The sequence below is a fragment of the Hydrogenophaga sp. FW305-3-2-15-A-LB1 genome, from assembly GCF_058787875.1.
Map to the genome: position 1 here is coordinate 26,866 of NZ_JBYTAE010000006.1, position 23,380 is coordinate 50,245.

General features: G+C 70.0%; 21 protein-coding genes. 2 read left to right on the forward strand and 19 right to left on the reverse strand.

Features of this window, described 5'->3' with window-relative positions; genetic code table 11:
- Positions 1 to 21 precede the first annotated feature (21 nt).
- Positions 22 to 819, reverse strand: coding sequence for an enoyl-CoA hydratase/isomerase family protein (locus AC3WPZ_RS02865; RefSeq protein ID WP_382324819.1), 798 nt, complete (start codon positions 817 to 819; stop codon positions 22 to 24).
- 6 nt (positions 820 to 825) lie between these two features.
- Positions 826 to 1,803 (reverse strand): Bug family tripartite tricarboxylate transporter substrate binding protein, encoded by a 978-nt coding sequence (locus tag AC3WPZ_RS02870; protein WP_492431849.1) that lies wholly within the window; start codon positions 1,801 to 1,803, stop codon positions 826 to 828.
- 113 nt (positions 1,804 to 1,916) lie between these two features.
- On the opposite strand from AC3WPZ_RS02870, the gene AC3WPZ_RS02875 reads away from it, so the two are divergent.
- Complete coding sequence (locus AC3WPZ_RS02875) at positions 1,917 to 2,807, forward strand: LysR family transcriptional regulator (RefSeq protein ID WP_382157981.1); 891 nt, start codon at positions 1,917 to 1,919, stop codon at positions 2,805 to 2,807.
- A gap of 11 nt (positions 2,808 to 2,818) precedes the next feature.
- Here the strand turns inward: AC3WPZ_RS02875 and AC3WPZ_RS02880 are convergent, their stop codons facing one another.
- From AC3WPZ_RS02880 to AC3WPZ_RS02900, 5 genes are all read right to left on the reverse strand, one after another.
- Positions 2,819 to 4,777, reverse strand: coding sequence for a methyltransferase domain-containing protein (locus AC3WPZ_RS02880; RefSeq protein WP_492438020.1), 1,959 nt, complete (start codon positions 4,775 to 4,777; stop codon positions 2,819 to 2,821).
- A gap of 75 nt (positions 4,778 to 4,852) precedes the next feature.
- Positions 4,853 to 5,656, reverse strand: coding sequence for an enoyl-CoA hydratase-related protein (locus tag AC3WPZ_RS02885; RefSeq protein ID WP_492438022.1), 804 nt, complete (start codon positions 5,654 to 5,656; stop codon positions 4,853 to 4,855).
- On the reverse strand, positions 5,653 to 6,222 hold the full coding sequence (locus tag AC3WPZ_RS02890) for a DUF2889 domain-containing protein (protein WP_492438024.1): 570 nt from the start codon (positions 6,220 to 6,222) through the stop codon (positions 5,653 to 5,655). Before AC3WPZ_RS02890 ends, AC3WPZ_RS02885 begins: the two co-directional genes overlap by 4 nt.
- A 1-nt stretch (position 6,223) precedes the next feature.
- A complete protein-coding gene (locus AC3WPZ_RS02895) occupies positions 6,224 to 7,390 on the reverse strand; it encodes a CaiB/BaiF CoA transferase family protein (RefSeq protein WP_492438026.1) in 1,167 nt (388 codons plus the stop codon).
- 16 nt (positions 7,391 to 7,406) lie between these two features.
- Positions 7,407 to 8,567 (reverse strand): acyl-CoA dehydrogenase family protein, encoded by a 1,161-nt coding sequence (locus AC3WPZ_RS02900; RefSeq protein WP_492438028.1) that lies wholly within the window; start codon positions 8,565 to 8,567, stop codon positions 7,407 to 7,409.
- A gap of 127 nt (positions 8,568 to 8,694) precedes the next feature.
- Here AC3WPZ_RS02900 and AC3WPZ_RS02905 point away from each other — a divergent pair, with 127 nt between their 5' ends.
- On the forward strand, positions 8,695 to 9,285 hold the full coding sequence (locus AC3WPZ_RS02905; RefSeq protein ID WP_382157993.1) for a TetR/AcrR family transcriptional regulator: 591 nt from the start codon (positions 8,695 to 8,697) through the stop codon (positions 9,283 to 9,285).
- Between the two features lie 16 nt (positions 9,286 to 9,301).
- Here the strand turns inward: AC3WPZ_RS02905 and AC3WPZ_RS02910 are convergent, their stop codons facing one another.
- From AC3WPZ_RS02910 to AC3WPZ_RS02965, 12 genes are all read right to left on the reverse strand, one after another.
- The gene (locus AC3WPZ_RS02910; RefSeq protein WP_492438030.1) at positions 9,302 to 10,477 is read right to left on the reverse strand and encodes an ABC transporter substrate-binding protein; all 1,176 of its coding nucleotides are present in this window, start codon (positions 10,475 to 10,477) and stop codon (positions 9,302 to 9,304) included.
- Positions 10,478 to 10,509: 32 nt separating this feature from the next.
- Positions 10,510 to 12,636, reverse strand: coding sequence for a 3-hydroxyacyl-CoA dehydrogenase NAD-binding domain-containing protein (locus AC3WPZ_RS02915; RefSeq protein WP_492438032.1), 2,127 nt, complete (start codon positions 12,634 to 12,636; stop codon positions 10,510 to 10,512).
- 32 nt (positions 12,637 to 12,668) lie between these two features.
- The gene (locus AC3WPZ_RS02920) at positions 12,669 to 13,877 is read right to left on the reverse strand and encodes an acetyl-CoA C-acetyltransferase (protein WP_492438034.1); all 1,209 of its coding nucleotides are present in this window, start codon (positions 13,875 to 13,877) and stop codon (positions 12,669 to 12,671) included.
- Between the two features lie 31 nt (positions 13,878 to 13,908).
- On the reverse strand, positions 13,909 to 14,700 hold the full coding sequence (locus AC3WPZ_RS02925; RefSeq protein ID WP_492438036.1) for an enoyl-CoA hydratase/isomerase family protein: 792 nt from the start codon (positions 14,698 to 14,700) through the stop codon (positions 13,909 to 13,911).
- Between the two features lie 110 nt (positions 14,701 to 14,810).
- Complete coding sequence (locus AC3WPZ_RS02930; protein ID WP_492438038.1) at positions 14,811 to 15,200, reverse strand: hypothetical protein; 390 nt, start codon at positions 15,198 to 15,200, stop codon at positions 14,811 to 14,813.
- A gap of 9 nt (positions 15,201 to 15,209) precedes the next feature.
- Positions 15,210 to 16,142 (reverse strand): hypothetical protein, encoded by a 933-nt coding sequence (locus tag AC3WPZ_RS02935; protein ID WP_492438040.1) that lies wholly within the window; start codon positions 16,140 to 16,142, stop codon positions 15,210 to 15,212.
- 164 nt (positions 16,143 to 16,306) lie between these two features.
- Positions 16,307 to 16,402, reverse strand: coding sequence for an acyl-CoA dehydrogenase family protein (locus AC3WPZ_RS02940; protein WP_492438119.1), 96 nt, complete (start codon positions 16,400 to 16,402; stop codon positions 16,307 to 16,309).
- A 46-nt stretch (positions 16,403 to 16,448) separates the two neighbouring features.
- The gene (locus tag AC3WPZ_RS02945; protein ID WP_492438042.1) at positions 16,449 to 17,177 is read right to left on the reverse strand and encodes an alpha/beta hydrolase; all 729 of its coding nucleotides are present in this window, start codon (positions 17,175 to 17,177) and stop codon (positions 16,449 to 16,451) included.
- Between the two features lie 101 nt (positions 17,178 to 17,278).
- A complete protein-coding gene (locus AC3WPZ_RS02950; RefSeq protein ID WP_492438044.1) occupies positions 17,279 to 18,214 on the reverse strand; it encodes an AraC-like ligand-binding domain-containing protein in 936 nt (311 codons plus the stop codon).
- Between the two features lie 63 nt (positions 18,215 to 18,277).
- On the reverse strand, positions 18,278 to 19,414 hold the full coding sequence (locus tag AC3WPZ_RS02955; protein WP_492438046.1) for an acyl-CoA dehydrogenase family protein: 1,137 nt from the start codon (positions 19,412 to 19,414) through the stop codon (positions 18,278 to 18,280).
- Positions 19,415 to 19,430: 16 nt separating this feature from the next.
- Positions 19,431 to 22,190: a winged helix-turn-helix domain-containing protein gene (locus AC3WPZ_RS02960; RefSeq protein ID WP_492431864.1), complete on the reverse strand. Its 2,760-nt coding sequence runs from the start codon at positions 22,188 to 22,190 to the stop codon at positions 19,431 to 19,433.
- A gap of 1 nt (position 22,191) precedes the next feature.
- The gene (locus tag AC3WPZ_RS02965; RefSeq protein WP_492438048.1) at positions 22,192 to 23,379 is read right to left on the reverse strand and encodes a lipid-transfer protein; all 1,188 of its coding nucleotides are present in this window, start codon (positions 23,377 to 23,379) and stop codon (positions 22,192 to 22,194) included.
- Position 23,380 lies beyond the last annotated feature (1 nt).

The following is a 23,380-nucleotide window of genomic DNA, read 5'->3' on the forward strand; positions in this document are numbered from 1 at the left end:
GTCGTTGGCGGAAGGTGGGGATCAGCGGCCGCGCCACACCGGCGCGCGCTTCTCGAGAAAGGCCCGCACGCCTTCGCGGCGGTCCTCGCTGGTGTAGGGGCTGGGGCCGATCTCCATGCGCAGCGCGGCGGCCACCGGCATGTCCAGCGTCTTCAGGGCGTTGGCTTTCATGCGCCGCACGGACAGCGGCGCGTTCGACGCGATCCGCTGCGCCAGCGCCATGCTGCTGGCGAGCACCTGGTCTTCTTCCACCAGGGCGTTGAGCAGGCCGCTGTGCCACGCGCGCCCGGCGTCCATGGCGTCGCCCGTGCACAGCAGCTCCATCGCGAGCGCGGGCGCCACGCGCCGGGCCAGCATGACGGAGCCGAAGTTCGCGCCCAGGCCGATCCGGGCCTCCGGCAAGCCGAAGCGCGCACCCCAGTGGGACAGGCGGATGTCGCAGGCCAGCGCCAACTCGAAACCACCGGCCATCGCGCTTCCGTTGAGCGCGGCCACCACGGGCACCGGGCAGTCCAGCAGGACCTCGAACACCGTGCGCTCGATGCGCGCGTTCGGACCGCGCCACGGCGGGGCCTCGCCTTCGCTGGCGCGTTCGTCCTGCTGACCCATCTCCTTCAGGTCGGCGCCCGAGCAGAACACCGGGCCTTCGCCCGTCAGCACCACACAGCGCGTGACCCCGTCTTCGCCCGCCGCCAGCACCGCCTCGGACAGCGCGTGGATCAGGGCTTTCGACAGCGCATTGCGGCGTTCCGGCCGGTTCAGCTTCAGGAGCAGCACATGCCCGTCGCGCGAAGCCAGCAGCACATTTTCATCGGCCATGCCGTGTCACTCCTGCTCCATGCCCGCGGCCTTGACGATGCGGGCCCAGAGCGCGATCTCCTTCTCCTGGAAGCGGGCGAATTGCTCGAGCGTCAAGGGATTGGGTTCGCTGCCGCTCTGGCGGAAGTAGCTGGGGTCGCTGACGATGGCCTCGCGCACCAGTTCGTTCAGGCGCCGCGCCACGGCCTCCGGCGCCTGCGCCGGCAGGTAGACGGCGGTCCAGGCGTACAGCTGGTAGTCGGTCAGGCCCTGTTCGGCGAAGGTGGGAATGTCGGGCGTGCTGCTCATGCGCTCCGCGCCGGTGGTGGCCAGGGCTTTCATCTTGCCGCTGCGGATGTTGGTCATCGCGTTCAGCCCGTCCGACCAGGTGAGGTCCACGCGCCCACCGGCGATGTCCGTCATGATCTGCGAGGGGCTCTGGTACGGCACGTGCAGCAGGTCCACACCGGCGAGCAGCTTGTAGAGCTCGCCACCGGCGCGGGCGGAGGCACTGGAACTGGCGAAGGTCAGGCTGCCTGGGCTCTTCTTCGCGAGCTCGGTCAGCTCCCGCACGTTGTTGGCGGGGAAGTCCTTGCGGGCCAGCAGGACCGTGGCGCCCTTGCTGACGGTGGCGATGGGCGTGAAGTCCTTGACGGGGTCGTAGGGCAAGCGCTTGAACAACGCGGGGTTGGCGGCGTGCGTGGTCTGGGTGGTGACCAGGGCGGTGTAGCCGTCGCGCGGCGCCTTGGCGACAAAGCTCGCCGCCAGGAAGCCATTGCCGCCTGGCTTGTTTTCGATCACCACCGGCTGCCCCGTGACCTTGGTGATGTGGGCGCCCACGAAACGGGCCACGGTGTCGGTGGCGCTGCCGGCGGCGAAGGCCACCACGAAGCGGATCGGCTTGTTCGGGTACTTCTCGGCGTCGGCGAGCTGGGCGTGCGCATGGCCGGCCGCCAGCGCCAACAGCAGCGCGCCGGCGGTCGCGCGGAACGTGGAACGGATCATGTTTGTCTCCTGGGATGTATCGAACGCCAGGCCATTGTTGGGCGGCGCGCGCGCTGGGTAAATTGAATTCTTGGTGTACGCTGATAACCTTTGGTTAATCTCTCGTCGATGCCATGAACCTGCGCCAGATGGAAGTTTTTCGCCACGTCATGCAGACCGGATCGATCAAGGGCGCGGCCGAACTGCTGCACATCAGCCAGCCGGCCGTGAGCAAGCTGCTGGCCGGGGCCGAGCGCCGCAACGCGCTGCAGCTCTTCGCGCGCGTCAAGAACCGCCTGGTGCCCACGCCCGAAGCGCACCGGCTGTATGCCGAGGTCGAGCGGCTCTGGGAGCGCGTCGAACGCGTGCGCGATCTGTCCCACGAACTCTCGAATCCCAGTGGGGGCACGCTGGTGGTCGGGGTGTCGGCGAGCCTGGGCGCCACGGTGGTGCCCACCGTCGTTCAGGAGCTGATCCGCATGACACCGCTGGCGGTGGTGCGCATCGAGCAACTGGTGCCGCATCTGCTGGTGCAATCGCTGCTCGACGGCACCACCGACATCGGCGTCACGATGGGCGTCCAGCCCCATCCGAGCCTCGAGCTTCTGTCCCGGTACCCTTGCGGCCTCGTCTGCGTCATGCCCAAGGGCCACCCGCTGTCGTCGCGGCGCTCCATCCGCGCCGCCGACCTGCGGGGGCAGCAGATCATCTCGTTCCCACAGTCCTTGAGCTACGGCATCTCGCCGCGCGACCTGTACGGCGAGTACGCGGAGGAAATCCGCGCCTCCGTGGAAGTGCGCTCAGGCCAGGCCGCCTGCTGGTACTGCCTGGCGGGCGCGGGCATCGCCGTGGTCGATGCGACCGCCGTCGCCGGCAAGGCGTTCCCGGGCCTGGTGTCGCTGCCCTACCGCTGCGAGGCGCAACTGGAAGCGCGCCTGATGCACCACGGCGAGCGCCCTCTCTCGCGCCTGGCCGAGCGGTTCTGCGACATCTTCAAAAGCACCTGGCCTCGCCTCATGGGCTGATCAACGCCGGCTCACGCGGGCTTCTGCACCCAGAACTGGTACATGCCGACGAAGGTCTCGGGGTGCTCGGTTTCGTACCGGTGCCACAGGCCCAGGTCGTGCGCCGCGCCTTCGTGGGGGAAGCGCGCGCGGAACCGCTGGCGCACCGTGGGCTCCACGTGCAGGCCCACGAAGTCCAGGCCCAGCCGGCGCAGCAGCGCCTGGATGGCGGGCAGCGTGGTGCGGTGCTCCTGCTCGTGGAACAGCAGGTCCCGGCAGGCACTGAGGCCGAAGAAGTCGCCAAAGGTGGTCAGCCGTTGGAGGGCTTCGGGGCCATCGCAGGCCATCAGCGCGGCGCGGGCATCGCGGATGCCGTCGGCCGTGGCCGGGAAACCGCGCTCGGCGATGAAGCGGCGCGCCGCCACCACCGGCGCGCGCGCCAGCTCGCTGTAGAGCCCGACCAGCATCAGGCCGCCCGGCCGCAGCAGCGGCAACAGGGCGCGCCAGCCCGCTTCGGGCTCGGCCAGGTGGTGCAGCACGCCGACCGATTCGATCAGGTCGAACCGCCGCTCGATCGCACCGAGCTGCAGGAGGTCGGCCTGCGCGTATTCGATGCGCGCCAGGCCCAGCGCCCGCGCCTGGCGCATCGCATACGCCAGGCTGCGGGCGCTCAGGTCGATCGCGAGCACCTGCGCGCCCCGGTAGTGGTTCGCGGTCTCGGTCGAGTGGCGCCCGGTGCCGCAGCCCGCGACCAGGATGTCGATGCTGCGGCGCTCGCCCAGGGGCTGGAAGCGCGCGTGAGGAACCTGCCCGCGCAAGCGGTCGTCGAGCGACAAGGGCGCGGGGAACAGCGAAGGGCGCGTCCAGCGCGGGTAAGGGTTCTCCTCGTACTGCCGCCGCACGCGACACGAGGTGTTTTCGCCGATGGCGGTCAGGCGCGGCAGGCGCTCGCGCAGGCGTTCTTCCTCCCGCACGCCGTCGATCTGCTGCCGCATCACGGCCCGCAGCGCCTCGGGCCACGGCCGGGCCGACAGCGCGTCGGCGTGGGCCAGGGTGTGCAGCGGCCGGTAGCTGGCCAGCGCCAGCAGCTCGTGCGCCTGCGGCAGGCCACCTGTGTCCAGCGTGGCGTTGATCCGGGCCTGGAGTTGCGCCAACTGCCCGGTTTCGGGCCCGCTGCGGACCCACGCGTATTCGTTGATGAAGCACTGCCGGGCGAGCGCACCCCGCAAGGCCCACAGACCTTCCTCAGGGGCAACGGGCGCCAGCGCTTCGGCCAGCAGCGCCGCGCGCGCCCGGGTCAGGCAACGCTCCAGCACCACGTCGCACACCGTGGCGCTCTCCAGCAGGGCCAGCAGCAGGCGGTCCTCGCACCAGGGCGCCAGGGCCTGCACCGCCATCGGGCCTTCCTGCCCGATGGCGCCCTGCAGGTGCGGCTCGCACAGGATCAGCGCGCTGGCCGCGCGCGCCAGCTCCTCGGGGCGCCGCCAGGCTTCGGCGATCGCGCGCGCGAGCACCGGCCGCAGGTGGCGCTGCAAGGCCTGGAGAGGCAGGCGCTGCAGGCATTCGGCCACGCCGATCTTCACTTCCACGGCCTCGTGGATCGACAGCGCCTGGAGGAAACAATCGAGCGCCCGCAGCGGCTGCCCCTGGCGGTTGAACACGACGCCGAGGTTGGCATGCGCCTGCAGAAAACCGGGGGCGATCGCGATCGCCTGGCGGTAGTGCACCGCGGCCTGGTCGAGCAGGCCCTGTTGCATGTGAAGCAGGCCGAGGTGGTAGTGGGCTTCGGGAAACCGGGGCCGGGCCAGCGTGGCGCGCGTGAGGTGGTCCAGCGCGGCCGCGGCGTCACCCGCCTCCAGAGCCCACAGGCCCATCCGGTGCAGCGCATCCGCCTGCGGCGCAGGCGCACCGCCACCACCCGCCAGGCAGCAATGCTTGTGCTTCTTTCCGCTCAGGCACGGGCAAGGGTCGTTGCGCCCCGCTGTCTTCATGCTGTCTGTCTCCTCAGGGTGGCCGTCACACGGCGGCGGTTCCCTCCCCTTTTTCTTCTTCTGGTCTTCTCGCGCTCAGAACCGGGGGGCGCGCTTCTCCAGAAAGGCGCGCACGCCTTCGGCAAAGGCAGGCCGATCCGCCAGTTCCATCTGGCGCTCGCGCTCCAGGGCCACCTGCTGTTCGAAGCTGTGGCTACCGCCCTGTTCGTAGAGCCCGCGCACCTCGTGCACGGCATGGGCGGGCAGGCGGGCGAGCCGCTGCGCGAGCCGCAGGCTCTGGGCGGGCAACTCCGCGTCGTCCACGCAGGCCCAGATCAGTCCCCATTGCGCCGCGTCCTGGGCCGAGAGCCGATCGCCCAGCAGCGTCAGCCCGAGCGCGCGGGCGCGGCCCACCGCGCGGGGCAGCGTCCAGCTCGCGCCCAGGTCCGGCACCAGGCCCAGCGCCTGGGCGAACGGCAGGTAGAAAAACGCGGAGCGCGCCGCGATCACGATGTCGGCCGCCAGCGCCAGGCCCACACCGCCGCCGGCCGCCGCGCCGTTGACCGCGCACACCACCGGCACGCGCAGCGCGCGCAGGCCCGTCACGATCGGATTGCCCGCGTCGGCCATCATGTCGCCGATCGCGCGCCCGGCGCTGGTGCCGCCATGGGCCGGGCGGTCGGGATCGAAATCGGACAGCTTGGCGCCCGAGCAGAAGGCCTTGCCGCTGCCGGTGAGGATCAGGGCGCGCACGGAAGCGTCCTCGCGCACCCGCTCCAGCGCCCGCAGGCAGCCCTGCCGCATGCCCACGCTGATGGGGTTCATCTGCGCGGCTTCGTTGAGGGTCAGGGTGGCGATGCCATCGGCCACCTCGAACAGCACGGCGGGTGCGCCACTCATGTCGGGTCTCCTCCGGCCTTGCCGGTGTATTGCTCGGGGAAATGCAGGCGCACGATCTCGCCGTCGGTCTTCAGCGCGTGGCAGCCGCCCAGGGGCGAGTTGCGGTGCTCGGGCTGCTCGCGGTCGGTCACGTCGTCCGCGCCGCTCCACAGCATCTGGAAGGCGGTGGTGGCCATGGGCGGCAGCAGCTCGGTCATGTGGGTGCAGCCCAGCTCGGCCCGGAACAGGCGCTTGGCCACCAGGATGAAGCCGGGCTGGATGCGCTGCCCGATCAGGCGGCGGTAGCTCTCGGTGATGGCGCCGCACACGGCGTGCGGCCCCTCCACCGTGTGCGCCTCCACGCCGTGGATCAGCCGGTCGCGGTCGATGGTCAGGCACAGGCTCATGTGGTGGATGGGCTGGTTCTCCCCCACGCTCTTTTCTTCCAGCTCGATCGGGAACGGCTTGGTGTCGAGCAGCGTGCCCACGATGTCGAAGAGCCCGTCGTCGCGCTCGAAGCCTTCGCAGTGGATGCGCCGCAGGTGCACCTGGCGGCGCGTCACCGGGGGCGGCGGCGTGCCGGCCATCTCAGTCCGGCGCCCCGTGCGCCACACCGGCGGCCACCAGCGCGTCGATCTCGGCGTCGCTGCGCCCGAGCGAGCGCAGGATGTCCCGGCTGTCGCGGCCGATCGCGGGCGCGGCCGGCGGCAGCTCGCTGGGCGTGCGGTCGAAGCGCGGCGCGGGCGCGGGTTGCACCGCCCCACCCTGCTCCACGAAGGTGCCGCGCGCGCGGTTGTGCGGGTGCGCCGGCGCCTCGGCCATGCTGAGCACGGGCGCCACGCAGGCGTCGCTGCCTTCGAGCAGTTCGCACCAGGCGTCGCGGCTCTTCTGCAGGAACAGCGCCGCCAGCTTCTCGCGCAGCGCGGGCCACTCGGCGCGCTCCCACTGCCGCGCGAAGTGAGCATCCGTGATGCCGCACTTCTCCAGCAGCAGCCGGTAGAACTGCGGCTCGATCGCGCCGACCGACAGGTAGCGCCCGTCCGCACAAAGGTAGTTGCCGTAGAAATGCGCCGAGCCGTCGAGGAAGTTGCTCGCGCGCTCCTCGTGCCAGAAGCCCTTGGCCTGCAGGCCATACTGCGCGGCCATCAACACGGCGGCGCCGTCGGTGATGGCCGCGTCCACCACCTGGCCCTGACCCGAGCGCTGCGCTTCATAGAGCGCGGCGACCACGCCGAGCGCGAGCAGCATGCCGCCACCGCCGTAGTCGCCCACCAGGTTCAGCGGCACGGCGGGTGGCCGGTCGGCCGGGCCCATGGCGTGCACCGCGCCCGAGAGCGCGATGTAGTTCAGGTCGTGGCCGGCGGCCTGGGCCAGCGGCCCGGTCTGGCCCCAGCCCGTCATGCGGCCGTAGACCAGCTTCGGGTTGCGCGCCAGGCAGTCCTTCGGGCCGACGCCGAGTTTTTCGGTCACGCCCGGGCGAAAGCCCTCGATCAGGATGTCGGCCTTGTCCACGAGCCGCAGCACGGTCTCCACCGCGCGCGGGTCTTTCATGTTGAGCGCGATGGAGCGGCGCCCTCGGTCCACCACGCTGTCGTTGCGCATCAGCGCCTCGAGCGCGCTGCCGCCGCCGGGCGGGGGCATGCGGTCGATCCGGATCACCTCGGCCCCCATGTCGGCCAGCATCATGCCGGCGAAGGGGCCGGGGCCGATGCCCGCGAGTTCGATGACGGTGACGCCGTGCAGAGGTCCGCTCATGGTGCGTAGCCCCCGCTCACATGCGCTTGGCGACTTCTTCGAGCATCACCTCGGTGGCCCCGCCCCCGATGGTGAGGATGCGCGCGTCGCGCGCCATGCGCTCGACCGGCGTGCCGATCATGTAGCCGGTGCCGCCGTGCAGCTGCAGGCAGGTGTGCACCACCTCCTGCAGGGTCTCGGCGGCGAAGCACTTGAGCATGGAGACCTCGCGGACGATGTCCTTGCCCTCGTCGATCATCTGTGCGCACTGGTAGGTGAGCGAGCGCACGGCCGCCGTCTTCGAGGCCATCCAGGCCAGCTTGTTGCGCACCACCTGCTGGTCCCACAACGACTTGCCGAAGGCCTGGCGCTGCTTCACGTACTCCACCGTCAGCTCGATGGCGCGCGAGGCCGTGCCCGAACTGAGCGCGCCGATCACCAGGCGCTCGTTCTGGAAGGTGCTCATGATGTAGTAGAAGCCCTTGCCCTCCTCGCCCAGCAGCGCGTCGTGCGGCACTTGCAGGTCTTCCAGGTAGAGCTCGGCCGTGTCGGACGAGCGCCAGCCGTGCTTGTCCAGCTTGCGCGCGATCTTCAGGCCCGGGTTGCCCTTCTCCACGATGAACAGCGACAGGCCCTTGCTGCCCTTGGCGTGCGGGTCGGTGCGCGCGGCCACGATGTAGATGTCGCCGAACACCGCGTTGGTGATGAACATCTTGGAGCCGTTGATCACCCAGCCGCCGTCGGTGCGTTCGGCGCGCGTCTTCAGGCCCGCCACGTCGGAGCCGGCGTGCGCCTCGGTCACGCAGATCACGCCCACCTTCTCGCCCGCGCAAGCCGCCGGCAGGTAGCGCTGCTTCTGCTCGTGCGTGCCGCGGTGCGCGATGTGCGAGAGCGACATGTCGCTGTGCACCGTGAGCGCGGAAGCCACGCCGCCGTAGGTCGAGCGCGAGAGCTCCTCGCCCAGCACCAGCGAGGACAGGGCCCCCAGCCCGCCGCCGCCATATTCGACCGGGTGGCGCATGCCCAGGAAGCCCATCGCGCCCAGGTCGGTGAAGACGTGGCGCGGGATCTCGCCGCTGGCTTCCCAGGCGTCGCCATGGGGCACGATCACCTCATCCACATAGCGGCGCAGCTGCTCGCGCACCATGCGCAGGTCCTCGTCGACGATGTCGGGTTCGCTGAAGTAAGGCAGGGTCATGGAAACGGTCTCCAAAGGGTTCTGCCACTATTATAGACCGACACGTCGGGTTATTTAAAGCCCTGGGCGCGAGGCGGGCGGGGAAATTCAACGGGGTACACTCTCAGGCCTCTGAGAGGAAACAGACATGCCACGCGTGCGATCCGACGACTACGACGCCAAGAGCCAATCCATCATGGACAGCGCCGCCGCGCTTTTTGCGAAGGTGGGCTACCCCAACGCCAAGATGCAGGACATCGCGCAGGCTTGCGGCGCGACCAAGTCCATGCTCTACCACTACTTCCCGACCAAGGACGACCTGCTCAGCGCCATGCTGACGGAGCACCTGGAGCGGGTGATCGCCAGCGTGGACGAGGCCGTGGCCGGCGACCGGCCGGTGAAGGAGCGTTTCGCCGCCTTCGTGCAGACCTACGCGCAGAAGTCGGCGCAATCGCGCCGCCGCCACGTCATCGCGATGAACGACGTGAAGTTCCTGCCCAAGGCCATGCAGACGCCGCTGCGCCAGCTGGAGAAGAAGGTGACCGACCAGGTGGCCGACCTGCTGCGCGAACTCCACCCCGGGCTGGAAGACGGCGTCTACAAGCCCTACGCCATGATGCTGCTGGGCATGCTGAACTGGACCGACTACTGGTACCGGCCCGGCGGCCCGATGAAGTCCGACGAACTCTGCGAGCGCATCACGCGCCTGTTCCTGCTCGGTTTCATGGCCGAGAAGTAGGCCCCGGCCCCTCGGTTCATTTCATCATCTGGTCGTAGTCGAGCACGACCTTCCAGCGCCCGTTCTGGATCTGCGAGAGCCGCGCCTCACTGGTGGCCAGGTGGCTGGTGGGCGACCAGCTCATGGCCGGCATGCCGAACATGTCGCTCGGCACCTTGAGCGATTCCAGCGTCTTCGCCAGCGCATCGGTGCTCACGTTGGGCCCGTTCTTCTGCAGCGCGGTCGCCAGCCGGTCGATGATCACGTAGCCGTAGGTCGAGAACACGGTCGGGTTCTCGTTGTAGGCGGTCTTGTACTTGTTGGCCCAGAAGCGCAGCGGCTGCGAGGCGTCGTCCTCGTAGGGCACCTGCGCCATCATGGTCGAGTACAGGCCGTCCATGCCCTTGCCGCCCAGGCGCGGGATCAGGTCGGTGTAGGCGCCCACCGAGGTCAGGAAGGTCGGGTTGTAGCCCAGCTTGCGCGACTCGGCGATGGCGCCCACGGTCTCTCGGATCACCGTGCCGAGCACCACGAAGTCGCAGTTGGCCGCGCGCAGGCGCGCCACCTGGGAAGAGAAGTCGGTCGCGCCGCGCTTGTAGGTGGTGCGCTCGGCGAACTCCACGTTGATGCTCTTGAGGCCGATCTCGGCGCCCTTCATCACCTCCTGGCCATAGTCGTCGTCCTGGTACAGGGTGCAGGCCTTGGTGGCGTTCTTTTCCTTGTACAGACGCGGCGTGGCGCGCGTCATCTGCTCGATGTAGGACGAGACGAAAGCGAACTTGAGCTTGTCCACCGGCTCGTACATGTCCTTGGCCAGCGCCATGGGGAAGAAGTTCATCACGTTCTTCTGCGCCAGCGTGGGCATGGCCGCGTTGGCACTCGCCGCGCCCAGCATGCCGACCATCACGAACACCTTGTCCTGATTCACCAGCTTCTGCGCGGCGAGCACGGCGCGCTTGGGGTCGTAGCCGTTGTCTTCCACCCGCAGCGCGAGCTTGCGGCCTTGCACCCCGCCCTGCTCGTTCACCTCGGCGATGCGCAGGTTCATGCCGTTGCGCAGGTCCTTGCCGTAGCCCGCGAGCGGGCCGGAGAGGTCGAGGATGGAGCCGATGAGCAACTGGTCCTTGCTCACGCCTTGCTGCTGGGCCAGGGCCGGCCAGGCCAGCGCCGCCAGGGACACGGCGGCCAATGGGATCAGGTGGCGGTGCTTCATCTCTTGTCTCCTGCAGGGGTGGTTGAAGGGAATCAGATCGGGTGGTAGCGGCCGTTCGCTGCGGCCATGTCGCGCAGCGCCTGGGGCGCCTCGAAGCGCGCGCCGTGCCGTTTGGCCAGGCGGTCGCATTCGGCCACGAAGCGGGCCGCGCCCACCATGTCGATGTGGCTGATGGCGCCGCCGAGCACGGCCGGGAAACCCCAACCCAGCAGCGAGCCCACGTCGGCGTCGCGCGTGCTCACGATGCCCTCGGCCACGCAGCGCGCGGCCTCGAGCGATTGCGAGTACATGAGGCGCTGGCGCACGTCGTCCAGGCTGGGCTGTTCCTCCGCCAGCGGGAAGCGCTGCGCCAGGCCCGGCCAGAGCTTCTTGCCACCCTCGGCGGGGTGGTCGTAGAAGCCCTTGCCGGCCTTGCGGCCCGGGCGGCCCAGCTCGTCCACCATGGCGACCAGCACCTCGTCCTGCGGCTGCTCGCGGTAGGCCGCACCCTGGTCCAGGCGGCCCTGCTTCATGGCCTTGTGCAGCAGCTCGACCGAGAACTCGTCGATCAGCGCCAGCGGCGGCATGGGCATGCCCGCCAGGCGCCCGGCGTTCTCGATCAGGTTCGGGTTCACGCCCTCGGCCAGCATGGTCATGGCCTCGAAGGGGTACATGCCGAAGGCGCGGTTGGCGTAGAAGGCCGGGCAGTCGTTGACCACGATGGGCGTCTTGCGGATGCGCTTGACGAAGTCCATGGCGTGCGCCACGGCGGCCTCGCCGGTCTTCCCGCCACGGATGACTTCCACCAGCGGCATCTTCTCCACCGGCGAGAAGAAGTGCAGGCCCACGAAGGACGCGGGGCGCGAAGACACCTCGGCCAGGCCGGTGATGGCCAGCGTGGAGGTGTTGGTGGCGAAGATGGCGTCGGCGTCCATCGCGGCCTCGGCGCGGCGCGTCACGTCGGCCTTGACCGCGCGGTCTTCGAACACCGCCTCGATCACGATGCCGCAGCCCGCGAGCTCGGCCATGTCGGTGGTGGTCTTCACGCGCGCCAGGGTCTGGTCGCGCTGCGCGGCGTCCAGCCGGCCCTTGGCCACCTGGCCGTCGAGGATCTTCGCGCCGTAGGCCTTGCCTTTCTCGGCGGCCTCCAGGCTCACGTCCAGCAGCACCGTCTCCAGCCCGGCCACCGAGCACACATGGGCCAGGCCCGCGCCCATCATGCCGGCGCCGAGCACCGCCACCTTGCCGAACTTGCGCGGCGGCACGTCCTTCGGCCGGCCCGCGAGCCGGTTCGCATCGCCCATGGCGTAGAACAGCGTGCGGATCATGTTCTTGGTCTCGGGCGAGGTCGCCAGGCGCGCGAACTGGCGCTGCTCGATGCGCAGGCCGGTGTCGATGTCGACCTGGCAACCGTCGTACACGGCCGCCAGAATGGCCTCGGGCGCCGGGTACAGCGCCTGCGTCTTGCCCAGCAGGTGGCCGGACACGCCGAAGAACACCTGCGTGGGCCCGGGCGACTGCGGCGTGCCGCCGGGGAATTTGTAGCCCTTGGCGTCCCAGGGTTTGACGGTGGCGCTCGCGCCCTCGTTCAGCAGCCAGTGTTTCGCACGCGCCAGCAGCTCGGCCGCCGGCACCACCTCGTCCACGATGCCCGCCTCCAGCGCCTTCTGCGGCCCGACCTTGCGGCCCTCCAGCAGGTAAGGCAGCGCGGCCTTGATGCCGATCATGCGCGGCAGGCGCTGCGTGCCGCCGGCGGCGGGCAGCAGGCCCAGCGTCACCTCGGGCACGCCGAGCTGCAGCCTGGCGTCGTCCACCGCGATGCGGCGGTGGCAGGCCAGGCAGACCTCCAGGCCACCGCCCAGCGCCGTGCCGTTGATGGCGGCCACGAAGGGCTTGCCCGAGGTCTCGATGCGGCGCAGCGTGGCGCTCAGCGGCCCGGTGATGTCCATGGACTGCTGCGCGCTCGAGATGGTGCGGATGAATTCCAGATCCCCACCGGCCAGGAACTCGGGCCGCGCCGAGGTCACGATCACGCCGCGCACGGCCGCGTCCGCCACCGCGCGGTTCACCGCCGCGCCGAAGGCCGCGATCGAGTCCGTGTTCAGCACGTTCATCGGCCGGTCCGCCACGTTCCACGTCAGGGTCGCGATGCCGTCCGCGTCCACCGTGTAATCCACCATTGTTTCGCTCCAGTTGCTTGTTGTTGTGGCGCTCAGACGCGCTCGATGACCATGACGGACCCCATGCCGCCGCCCACGCACATCGTGACCACGCCGGTGCTCAGGTCGCGCCGCTCCAGCTCGTCGAGCAGGGTGCCGAGCAGCATGCCGCCGGTGGCGCCCAGCGGGTGGCCCATGGCGATCGCGCCGCCGTTGACGTTCACGCGGTCGTGCGGCACGTCCAGCACCTCCATGAAGCGCAGCACGACGGAGGCGAAGGCCTCGTTGCACTCGAACAGGTCCACGTCGCGCGCGTTCATGCCGGCGCGCTTGAGCGCGGCCTGCGCGGCCGGCGCCGGGCCGGTGAGCATGATGGTGGGCTCGGTGGACACGGTGCCGAAGGCGCGCACACGGGCGCGGGCTTTCAGGCCCTGCGCGGCCGCCGCTTCCTTCGTGCCGATGAGCACCGCCGAGGCGCCGTCCACGATGCCCGAGGAGTTGCCCGCGTGGTGGATGTGTTCGATGCCGCCGAGCTGCGGGTAGCGGTGCAGCGCCAGCGCGTCGAAGCCCATCTTCTCGCCCTGCGCGGTGAACGAAGGTTCCAGCTTGGCCAGCGTCTCCATCGTGGTGTCGCCGCGCACGTGCTCGTCGCGCGCCAGGATCACCAGGCCGTTGAGGTCGCGCACCGGCACCACCGACTTGTCGAAGTAACCCTCGCGCCAGGCCTGGGCCGCGCGGCGCTGGCTCTCGACCGCGTAGGCGTCCGCGTCCTGGCGGCTGTAGCCATAGAGCGTGGAGATCAGGTCGGCCGAGATGCCCTGGGGCACGATGCGGTTGGGGATGGTGAGCTGCGGGTCGGTGATCCAGGGGCCGCCCGAGGTGAACATGGGCACGCGCGACATGCTCTCCACGCCGCCGCCGATGACCAGTTCGGCCTGCCCGGACTTCACCAGCGCGGACGCGAAGTTGCAGGCCTCCAGGCCCGAGCCGCAGAAGCGGTTGATCTGGATGCCGGGCACCGCCTGGTCGTAGCCGGCGGCGAACACCGCGCTCTTGGCGATGTCGGCCGCCTGCTCCTGCACCGGCTCGACGCAGCCCAGGATCACGTCGTTCACTTGCGAGGTGTCCAGGCCGTGCCGGTCGCGCAGCGCGCCCAGCAGGCCCCCGGCCAGGCGCGCCGAAGGCACCTCGTGCAGACCGCCGCTGGCGCGGCCCCTGCCGCGCGGGGTGCGCACGGCGTCAAGAATGTAGGCTTCCGTCATATTGAAGAGGATGGTTGGGGAATGGCGCGCTTCAGCGCCCCTGGAACACGGGTGGGCGGCGCTGCTGGAAGGCGGCGATGCCCTCCTTCAGGTCGGCGGTGGCGAACACCTGGGCCAGTTGGCGGCCCTCGTGGGCGAACATGGCGTCGAAGTCACCGCCCTGCAGCAGGATCTCTTTCGACAGGCGCAGCGCCTGCGTCGGCCCGGCGGCGATGGCCAACGCGGTCTTCGCCACCTCGGCGGCGAGCTGCTCGCGCGGCAGCGCGCGGTTGATCAGGCCCAGTCGCGCGGCCTCGGTGCCGCTGAGCAGGCGGCCGGTGTAGATGAGCTCGGCCGCCAGCGGGTGGCCCAGGCGGCTCAGCAAGAAGTGGTGGGTGCCGCTGTCGGGCACCATGCCGATGTGGCGGAACGGGCTGCCGAACAGCGCCCCGTCCTCGGCGAAACACAGGTCGCAGCACAGCGCCAGGCCGAAGCCGAAGCCCAGCGCCGGGCCGGTCACGGCAGAGATGGTGGGCACGGGCAGCTCGCGCAGTCGGCGGCAGAACGGGCCGACCACGTTCGCGATCAGGGCCGTGGGGTCGTCGGCCGCCGGGTCGATGGAACCGATGTCCCAGCCGGCGGAAAACACCGCGCCGGCGCCCTGGATCACCAGGCAGCGCGCGCTGCCGGCGAGCGCCTCGTCCAGCAGCGCGCCCAGGCGTTGCACGTCGGCGGTGCGGAAGGTGTTCTTGGGTTGCGCGAGGTCCAGCACCAGGGTGGCGACGGCGCCTTCGGTGCGCAGGGCGATGCCCGTGGCGGGTCGGGTGGCGGTGGCGGTTGACATGTCCGCCACTCTGCCAGCGGGGGTGCTCCGGAATATCGTCGCCTTGGACGATTCAGAGGGCGGCCCAGACCCGTCGTTGCAAAGCCCGTTGAACTGAACCGCTTGTCAGGTCAGCGTTTGAGCCGCAGGCAAACAAAATATGCAAGGGCCGCCGCCACGCCCGCCGCGATGATGGCGTAAGCGGCGATTCCAAAATAGAGCGCAACAGGTGGTGGCACTTTGCCGTCGAGGTGATAGTAAAAAAGACCGAAGTAGTAGATGAAAGCCAGCCCAAACACCCCCACGACAATGCGCGAGGCGCTGCGGAATCGGCTGTGGAGTTGCCGAGGATTGGGTGGGTCGACAGAAGCCAGCAGGAGCGTCACCAGGACAGCAACCAAGGTAGTCCCAAGTGCTGCCCAGCGCAGTTCCGTCTCCAGACCGAACAGCGTGGGGATGGCCTGGGCAACGACCACCGACGCCGCGATCAAGAGTGACTTGAGGAACTTGACTGGCGCCATGCTTGCTCGCTACCTGACATCAGTGACCGTCGCGTACCGAAACGCGATTCTCACAACATTGTTCGAGTCAACCACAACGACTGGCTCGTAACGCACCGATGTTGCCTCGGCGCCGTGCGACAGTTCGAATGACATCTCGCCTGCATGCTTTCCCTCTGTCGTCAGGACGATAAAGTCTCCGGCGCCGATGAATTCGTTGAGGCGCTTGATGTCTTCGTCCTTCAGGCGAAATCGCTTGAGGAGGGCCTCGCTAGAGACAACTTCGATCCGCCCCTTCGATGAAAATTGACGCTCTTGTAGATTTTCCAGCAGGCTCCGGCGCGCTGAGGGACTGTGCGCGGCAAGCTTCAGGGCGACGACGCCAACGTTTTCCTTCCACTTCACAAGGTATCGCTTGTTTTTGCCTTTGTTCATCAGCACGACTTCCACGGTGGCTTCGGCGTCCGGAAGCCCTCTTTCCACGTTAGAGACGCCCACTGCACTCTCGCGACCGCTGAAGATGCGACTGGTGAGCGAATCGGACGCGTTGATGCCCTTTCCGCCCGCCCAGTAGGCCAATGCAGTTGTCACCTTGTCGAAGCCGTACGCAATCCTGGATTCGTCCTTCGTCCAGACGCTTGGCGCCGGCAACGTACCGACATCGCAAGTCTTTGGCTGCAGCGGATGCATGAGGCTGTTTGCCATGAACCGCTCCCACTTGTATGCAAGACCGTCCGCCCCGCGGTTGCAGATTTCGTAGACGAGCTTCGGCTGGTTGGTGGCTCTGTCCACGGCAGAGAGAAACGCGAACCGCTGCTCTTGAGTGGCCCCTTCGTTTTCCCCAGTAAGCGGGCCGTCATCGGGTCTTGTCGGCGACGCTGCGGATGTACCCGCGACATCTGCAGCCATCGTGGGCAACGCAGGCATTGCCAACGCAGCGAGCAACACGGATCGACAAAGCATCACCGACTCCTCCGGGCCATGGTTCGATGCAGCCAGGAACGATTCTCGTACAGACCAGCCACTTGCACCATCTCAACCTTTGACAGTTGTCGTGGGGTCCGGCACTGCGTACTCAGCAACCCCCAGTCGCGAGCACCCTGACAGGCCTATGGGAGCGTGAAGCCTCACAAGTCCCGAGCGATCAGCTCTTTCATGAGCTCGTTGGTGCCGCCGTAGATGCGCTGCGCCCGCGCGTCCACGAGGGTGCGGCCGATCTGGATCTCGGTCTTGAGCTCGCGCCCTTGGCGCCGGCGACGTTACCCCTGTCTAGTCGCGACCGGCCGCGATGATCGCCTGCGCCAGGTCGGCCGGGCGCGTGAACCAGGCCTCGTGGCTGCCGGGCGCCTCGACATAGCGGAACAGGCCCAGCCGCTCCGACAGCCGGGGGTGCCAGGGCAGGCTGCCGGGCAACGCCACGTCCAGCACGCAGTTCACATACGACTTGCCGACCGCCAGCGCGGCCAGGGGCTGGGTGATGGCCGAGGGCTCGGTGAAGGTGCGGTAAGGGTGGGGGTTGAGTTTGGCGTAGGCGGCTTTGGCCAGCGCGAGGTCGGCGTCGTTGATGAAGGCCTCGCGCCAGATCTCGAACGGCAGCATCACCGCCTGCCCGTTCGCGGCAGCGATCTGGTCGAACAGGGCCTTGTAGTGCGGCGGCACCATGTCGTTGAGGCACTCGCCCGGCTGCGGCACGAAAGCGTTCACATACACCAGGCGCGCCAGGCGCGGCAGCAGCCGCTCGGCCGCGCCGGATATGACCATGCCGCCGTAGCTGTGGCCGACCAGGCGCACCTCTTTCAGGTCGCGGCTTTCGATGTCGCTCACCAGCGAGGCCACCGCCTCCGCCAGGCCCACGGCGGCGCGGTCGTCGCCCGGCCGGTTGCCGGCCAGCGTGGGGCAGTGCACGGTGTGGCCGGCCGCGCGCAGGTGCTCGGCGGTGGCTTCGATTTCAGCGCCGGTGTGCCAGGCGCCGTGGACAAGGACGTAGGTGTCGGACATGGGGGTCTCCTGTTGAAAGTGCAGCGCACTGTAGGCCGCGCCCGCGGCGGTGGATGGCCGCTGCCCGCCAGGCCCATGGCCGCTGACGGCCCGCGAAGGCCTCAGCGCTGGCGGCGCAGGGAGCCCGGCGTGTGCCCCGTGGCGTGGCGGAACGCGCGCACGAAATGCGAGGGGTCGAGCAGGCCCACGCGGCGGCCGATTTCGGCGACCGTGAGGCGGTCGAAGCGCGGATCGGCCAGCAGGCGGCGCGCGCTGTCCATGCGGCAGGCCATGAGTTGCTGGGCGAACGTGTGCCGGTGCGCGGCCAGCGCGCGGTGCAGGCTGCGCTCGCCGATGCCCAGGCCGGCGGCCACGGCGGCGGCGGTGAGCCCGGGCTCGGCGTGGCGCTCGCGCACCGCGTCGGCGATGCGCGCGGCCAGGCCGGGGCGGGCCGGCGGCGCCTCGGTGCCGGCGGCCAGTGCCAGCAACGCACCGAGCTGATCCGCCAGCAGGGCCGGTGGCAGCGGTGGCGCCAGCGCCAGCTCGGGCTGCAGCTGGCGCGCGAAGGCCGAGAGCGCGGCGCCGAAGCCGCTTCGGCCATCCAGCGCGCGCCCGCAGGCGGCCGCCGGGTCGGGCAGCCAGCGCTCGACCCAGTCCGAGGGCAGTTGCAGCGAGATGGTGTCGCAACGGGTGTCGAAGTGGAATTCGTACCGGCGGCGCGAATCGACCAGCAGGCAGTCGCCCGGCGCCAGCCGCGTGCCGCGCGCCTCCTGGGCGCCGGCCCAGGGCTCATCGGTCTTGCAGAGCAGGTAGAAGTAGTTCGGCCCGCCGCGCGACAGGTGCCGGGGCGTGCGGTAGACGTCCTGCGCGCTGCCCTCGACGCGGTTGAGCTGCAGGTCGCCCAGCGCAGCCGAGGTCAGCGCGGCCTCGAAGCGCTGCGGCGCGCGGCTGCGCACGTCCATCGCCAGAAAGCCTTCGCAGACCGCGTCCACCCAGTAATCCAGGGACCGCCCGTGGGAAGCGGCCTCGGTGCTCCAGCGGCGCAGCGGGGTGTTCATGGCGCCAAGCATGGCACGCCCGCGCCCCGGCCGGCAAGCCCGGAAAACCCGCCTTCGAGGGCCTTACAGGTCGCGGGCGATCAGCTCTTTCATGATCTCGTTGGTGCCGCCGTAGATGCGCTGCGCCCGCGCGTCCACGTAGGCGCGAGCGATCGGGTACTCGGCCATGAAGCCGTAGCCGCCGTGCAGCTGCACGCAGGCGTCCACCACCTTGCCCTGCAGGTCGGTCGTCCAGTACTTGGCCATGGAGGCGGCCTGCGCGTCCAGCGTGCCGCGCAGCAGCAGCGCCAGGCAGTGGTCGACGAAGGTGCGGCCGATCTGGATCTCGGTCTTGAGCTCGGCCAGCACGAAGCGCGTGTGCTGGAAATCGGCCACCGCCTGCCCGAAGGCCTTGCGCTCGCGCACGTAGTCCAGCGTCCAGCGGTAGGCCGCTTCGGCGGCGGCGATCGCCGAGATCGCGATCTGCAGCCGCTCCCAGGGCAGCTCGCGCATGAGGTAGACGAAGCCCTGGTTCTCCTCGCCCAGCAGGGCGTCGGCCGGCACGCGCACATTCTCGAAGAACAGCTCGCCCGTGTCCTGCGACTTCAGGCCCATCTTCTTCAGCGGCTGGCCCTTGCGCACGCCGGGCAAGCTGGTGTCCACCGCCAGCAGGCTCACGCCCTTGGCGCCGGCGGCCGGGTCGGTCTTGGCGACCACGATCACCAGGTCGCACACGGTGGCGTTGGAGATGAAGGTCTTGGAGCCGTTGAGCACGAACCCATCGCCCTCGCGCACCGCCGCCGTGCGCACGGCCTTCACGTCCGAGCCCGCGCCGGGTTCGGTCATGGCGAGCGCACCGATCACCTCGCCCGTCACCATGCGCGGCAGCCAGCGCTGCTGAAGGTGTTCGCCCGCGAAGTACAGCAGGTAGTTGGTGACGATCTCCGAGTGCATGGTGAGCGAGAGGCCGAAGTTGCTGTACGGCGCGGCCTCCTCCAGCAGCACGGCGGAGTACAGCAGGTCCGCGCCCGGCCCACCGAGCGACTCGGGCACGGTGGGACACAGCAGGCCGGCCGCGCCGGCCGCCTCGAAGAAGCCGTGCTCGAAGCCGCCGCGCGCTTCCCAGTGTTCGATCTTCGGCGCCACCTCGGCCTGCAGGAAACGGCGCACCGTCTCGCGGAAAAGTTCGTGTTCGGGTTGGAAGATCTCGCGTTGCATCATGGGAGTAAGAACTTTCTCAGGCCAGCCAGCCCGCGCGCCGGGCGACCTGCACGGCCTCCATGCGGTTGCGGGTGTCGAGTTTCACGTTGATGTTGCGCAGGTGGGTGCGGATGGTGGTTTCGGCCACGAACATGCGCTCGCCTATCTGGTCGTTGGACAAGCCTTCGGCCACCAGGCGCAGCACCTGCAGTTCTTTTTTCGTCAGCGCGTCGATGGCGCTGGCCGAGGGCGTCGCCGCGCCGGCCACGGCGGGCGGCGGCAGCGGCGCCACGGGCGCGCGCAGCAGGCGGTCCAGGAAGGCGATGGGCGCGCCGCCGTCCGCGTCGAGCAGGTCGGTCGGCCCGCTGCGCAGTTCCTGCAGCATCACCAGCAGCAGCGGCCCTTCCACCAGGAAGGCGCGCACATAGCCCTCGGCGGCACCGAAGCACACGGCCTTGGCCAGCACGCGCATGGCGCGGTTGCGCTCGCCCAGCTTGTACTGCGCCTGGGCCAGCACCAGGCGCAGCGTCATGGCGCGGCGCTCGCGCTGGGCGCGTTCGGCCGCGTCCACCTCGGCGCGCAGCTCGGCCACCACCTCGGCCGCGTGCCCGGCTTGCACGGCCCAGCGCGCGTGCGCCAGCGCCAGCGTCTCGACCTCGTTGGCGCGCAAGGACGAGCGGCTCACGCGCGCCCACAGCGCCTTGTCGCCGCAGTGGTCGATCTCGGCGCGCGCGCGGCCCAGCCGACCTTCGGTCACCAGCATGCGCACGCGCTCCAGCCGCGCGCCGGCCACCACGCGCGGCAGGCCGTCGCGGTGGCCCAGGTGCTCCAGCTCGGCCAGCAACTGCAGCGCGTGGTCGGCATCGCCCTGGTCCTGCGCGATGCGCGCCATCACCACGTGGGCCAGGATCAGCTGGTCCGGAATGCCCACATGGCGGATCAGGGGGATGTAGACCGCCAGCAGGCGCTCGGCCTGGTCGAGCTGGTCGGCCTCGAACAGGGCCTCGGCCAGCAGCACGCCGGCCATGGCGTTGCCATTGGTGGTGCGCCCGGCGTCGTGCGTGCCGGCGTTGACGGCCAGCCGCAGGCGCGCGAGCGCCTTGCGCAGCCGGCCCTGCGTGAGGTCCACCGCCGCCTCGGCGGCTTCGGAGAGCGTGAAGTTGAAGCTGCTGCGGTGCTCGGGCTGGCGGCTGCGCGCGGCGTCGGCGTAGCGCAGCGCCTCGTGGTAGCGGCCCGCGATCATCGCCAGGTTGGCCAGGATGATCTCCAGGAAACCGCGCACGAAGCTCACGTGGCTGGGCAGCGCGCCCAGCAGGGCCGAGGCCAGTTCGGTCGCCTCGTCGGTGCGGTCGGTCAGCACCATGAAGAGCGGTTTCATCGCGAGCCGGTGCGCCCTCACCTCCTCGTCCGGGTCGGCGCGGCGCTCCAGGCGCTCCAGCAGGGGCGCGGCCGCCAGCGGGCCGCGCGCGAAACACACGGCCCAGGCGTGCACCACCTGCAGCATGGGGTGTTCGTCGAGCAGGCCGCGCTCCAGCAGCGGGTCCAGCCAGCGCGAGAGCAGGCGCATGCGGCCCTGGTCCAGCAGGGCTTGCGCGTGCTGGTTCAGCAGCGGCAGCGCGGTGCGCACGTCGCCGGCGGCCAGCGCGTGTTCGATGGCGGGCACCGGCCGGCCCTGGCCCAGGAACCAGCGCGCGGCCGCGCGGTGCAGGCCGGGCACCTCGTCCGGGTACTGGCGCAGCAGCTGCGCGCGCAGGAACTCGGCGAACATGCCGTGGTAGCGGTAGCCGCTGCCCTCGGGCTGCAGCGGAATCAGGAACAGGTGCGACTGCTCCAGCGAGCGCAGCATGGCGGCGCTGTCCTCGCGCCCGCAGATCAGGTTGCACAGCGAGGCGTTGAGCACGGCGAGCACGCTGGAGCGCAGCAGGAAACCGCGCACGTCCTCGGTCTGGCGCGCCAGCACGTCTTCCACCAGGTAGTCCACCACGGCGGCGTTGGAGCCGGTGAAGCCGGCGATGAATTGGCCCGGGTGGTCCCGGTGTTCGAGCGAGACCGAGGCCAGCCACAGCGCCGCCGCCCAGCCCTCGGTGCTGCGGTGCAGGCGCACGATGTCTTCGCTCTCCAGCACCAGGCCGCGCCGCTCGCGCAGAAAACCCTCGGTCTCGCTGACCGAGAAGCGCAGCTGCGCCGGGTCGATCTCCAGCAGGCGGCCGCGCGCGCGCAACCGCCCCAGGCTCAGCTCGGGCGCGCCGCGCGAGCCGACGATGAGCTGGGCGCCGCGCGGCAGCTGGTCGATGAGTTCGTTCACCAGGCCCAGCGCCACCGGGTTCTGCAAGGCCTCGAAGTCGTCGAGGAAGAGCGCGAACGGCGCGGGGTGCGCCGCCACGTGGTCGATCACCGAGAAGGCCAGTTCCTCCAGGTTGCCCACGGGCGCGCCGCGCGCGCGCGCCAGGCCGGGCACCAGCGGTTCGAGCGCGGCGGCCAGCACGGTGAGGAAGCGGCCCACGTCGTTGTCCGCCCGGTCCAGCGTGAGCCAGGCGGTGGGCAGGCCGGCTTCCTCGAAGCGGTGGCGCACCTGCAGCATCACCGTGGTCTTGCCGAAACCCGCCGGGGCTCGCAGCAGCACCAGCCGCGCCGAGCCGGCGTTGAAGATCTTCTCGCCGACCTCGGCGCGCACGATCTCGAAAGCCGTGGGCAGCGGCGGGTTGAGCTTGGCCGCCAGCGGCGAGCCGCGCGCGGCCTCGTCCACGGCCTCGGTCGCCGTGCTCACCAGTCTCAGTCGCGCGCCTTCGGTTGCCATGTCATCCCGCCTTCGTGTACATCGTAACGACGCAGGCGCCGCCGAGCCCGAGGTTGTGTTGAAGCGCGACCTTGGCGCCGTCCACCTGGCGCGCGCCGGCCTGCCCACGCAGCTGCCACACCAGCTCGGCGCACTGCGCCAGCCCGGTCGCGCCCAGCGGATGCCCCTTGGACAGCAGGCCGCCCGAGGGGTTGGTGACCACACGGCCACCGTAGGTGTTGTCGCCGTCCAGGATGAAGCGCTCGGCCCCGCCCTCTTCCACCAGGCCCAGGGCCTCGTAGGTGATGAGCTCGTTGCTGGTGAAGCAGTCGTGCAGCTCGACCACCGGCACGTCGCCCGGGCCGATGCCGGATTGTTCGTACACACGCTGGGCCGCGCGGCGCGTCATGTCGAAGCCGACCAGCTTGCGCATGTCGTTCTCGTCGAAGCTGCTGTTGCCGTCCGTCACCAGCGCCTGACCGGCGATGCGCACCTGGCGGCTGAGCCCGTGCTTTTTCGCGAAGGCCTCGGAGCACAGCACCGCCGCCGCGCCGCCGCAGCTCGGCGGGCAGCATTGCAGCCGGGTCAGGGGATCGAACACCGAGGGCGAGGCCAGCACCTCCTCCAGCGTGAGCGGCTCGCGGAAGATGGCGTTGGGGTTGTTCGCCGCGTGCCGGCGCGCCTTCACCGCGATGCGCGCGAAGGTGTCGGCCCGCGTGCCGTAGAGCTGCATGTGCATGCGGCCCGCGCCGCCGAAGAGCTGCGCGGCGATGGGCGCGGCCTCGTCGCGGCCCTGGGTGTCGGCCATCACGTCGAGCAGGCGCTGCGAGGGATCGGGCCGGTCGGTGAAGTGCGCCGCGATGGCGCCGCGCTGCATCTGCTCGAAGCCCACCACCAGCACGCACTCGGCCTCGCCGCTGGCGATGGCCTGGCGGCCGAGCCAGAGCGCGGTGGAGCCGGTGGCGCAGTTGTTGTTGACGTTGACGACGGGGATGCCGGTCAGGCCCACGTGGTAGGCCGCCGCCTGGCCGCAACAGGAGTCGCCGTAGACGAAGCCGGCGCAGAGCTGGTCGACCGACTGGTAGTCCACCCCCGCGTCGGCCAGCGCGGCCTTGATGGCCGCCGCGCCCAGCAGCGGGTAGGGGTCGCCGGCGCCGGGCTTGGTGAAGGGCACCATGCCCACGCCAGCCACGAACACTTTCCGGCTCATG

Excerpts from the sequence above, each read along its gene's own strand:
- AC3WPZ_RS02950 (WP_492438044.1), bottom strand. The coding sequence starts at position 18,214 with ATGAACACCCCGCTGCGCCGCTGGAGCACCGAGGCCGCTTCCCACGGG.
- AC3WPZ_RS02900 (WP_492438028.1), bottom strand. The coding sequence starts at position 8,567 with ATGACCCTGCCTTACTTCAGCGAACCCGACATCGTCGACGAGGACCTG.
- AC3WPZ_RS02865 (WP_382324819.1), bottom strand. The coding sequence starts at position 819 with ATGGCCGATGAAAATGTGCTGCTGGCTTCGCGCGACGGGCATGTGCTG.
- AC3WPZ_RS02920 (WP_492438034.1), bottom strand. The coding sequence starts at position 13,877 with ATGACGGAAGCCTACATTCTTGACGCCGTGCGCACCCCGCGCGGCAGG.
- AC3WPZ_RS02880 (WP_492438020.1), bottom strand. The coding sequence starts at position 4,777 with ATGAAGACAGCGGGGCGCAACGACCCTTGCCCGTGCCTGAGCGGAAAG.
- AC3WPZ_RS02875 (WP_382157981.1), top strand. The coding sequence starts at position 1,917 with ATGAACCTGCGCCAGATGGAAGTTTTTCGCCACGTCATGCAGACCGGA.
- AC3WPZ_RS02935 (WP_492438040.1), bottom strand. The coding sequence starts at position 16,142 with ATGCTTTGTCGATCCGTGTTGCTCGCTGCGTTGGCAATGCCTGCGTTG.
- AC3WPZ_RS02930 (WP_492438038.1), bottom strand. The coding sequence starts at position 15,200 with ATGGCGCCAGTCAAGTTCCTCAAGTCACTCTTGATCGCGGCGTCGGTG.
- AC3WPZ_RS02905 (WP_382157993.1), top strand. The coding sequence starts at position 8,695 with ATGCCACGCGTGCGATCCGACGACTACGACGCCAAGAGCCAATCCATC.
- AC3WPZ_RS02955 (WP_492438046.1), bottom strand. The coding sequence starts at position 19,414 with ATGATGCAACGCGAGATCTTCCAACCCGAACACGAACTTTTCCGCGAG.
- AC3WPZ_RS02895 (WP_492438026.1), bottom strand. The coding sequence starts at position 7,390 with ATGAGCGGACCTCTGCACGGCGTCACCGTCATCGAACTCGCGGGCATC.
- AC3WPZ_RS02960 (WP_492431864.1), bottom strand. The coding sequence starts at position 22,190 with ATGGCAACCGAAGGCGCGCGACTGAGACTGGTGAGCACGGCGACCGAG.
- AC3WPZ_RS02915 (WP_492438032.1), bottom strand. The coding sequence starts at position 12,636 with ATGGTGGATTACACGGTGGACGCGGACGGCATCGCGACCCTGACGTGG.
- AC3WPZ_RS02885 (WP_492438022.1), bottom strand. The coding sequence starts at position 5,656 with ATGAGTGGCGCACCCGCCGTGCTGTTCGAGGTGGCCGATGGCATCGCC.
- AC3WPZ_RS02910 (WP_492438030.1), bottom strand. The coding sequence starts at position 10,477 with ATGAAGCACCGCCACCTGATCCCATTGGCCGCCGTGTCCCTGGCGGCG.
- AC3WPZ_RS02925 (WP_492438036.1), bottom strand. The coding sequence starts at position 14,700 with ATGTCAACCGCCACCGCCACCCGACCCGCCACGGGCATCGCCCTGCGC.
- AC3WPZ_RS02945 (WP_492438042.1), bottom strand. The coding sequence starts at position 17,177 with ATGTCCGACACCTACGTCCTTGTCCACGGCGCCTGGCACACCGGCGCT.
- AC3WPZ_RS02890 (WP_492438024.1), bottom strand. The coding sequence starts at position 6,222 with ATGGCCGGCACGCCGCCGCCCCCGGTGACGCGCCGCCAGGTGCACCTG.
- AC3WPZ_RS02870 (WP_492431849.1), bottom strand. The coding sequence starts at position 1,803 with ATGATCCGTTCCACGTTCCGCGCGACCGCCGGCGCGCTGCTGTTGGCG.
- AC3WPZ_RS02965 (WP_492438048.1), bottom strand. The coding sequence starts at position 23,379 with ATGAGCCGGAAAGTGTTCGTGGCTGGCGTGGGCATGGTGCCCTTCACC.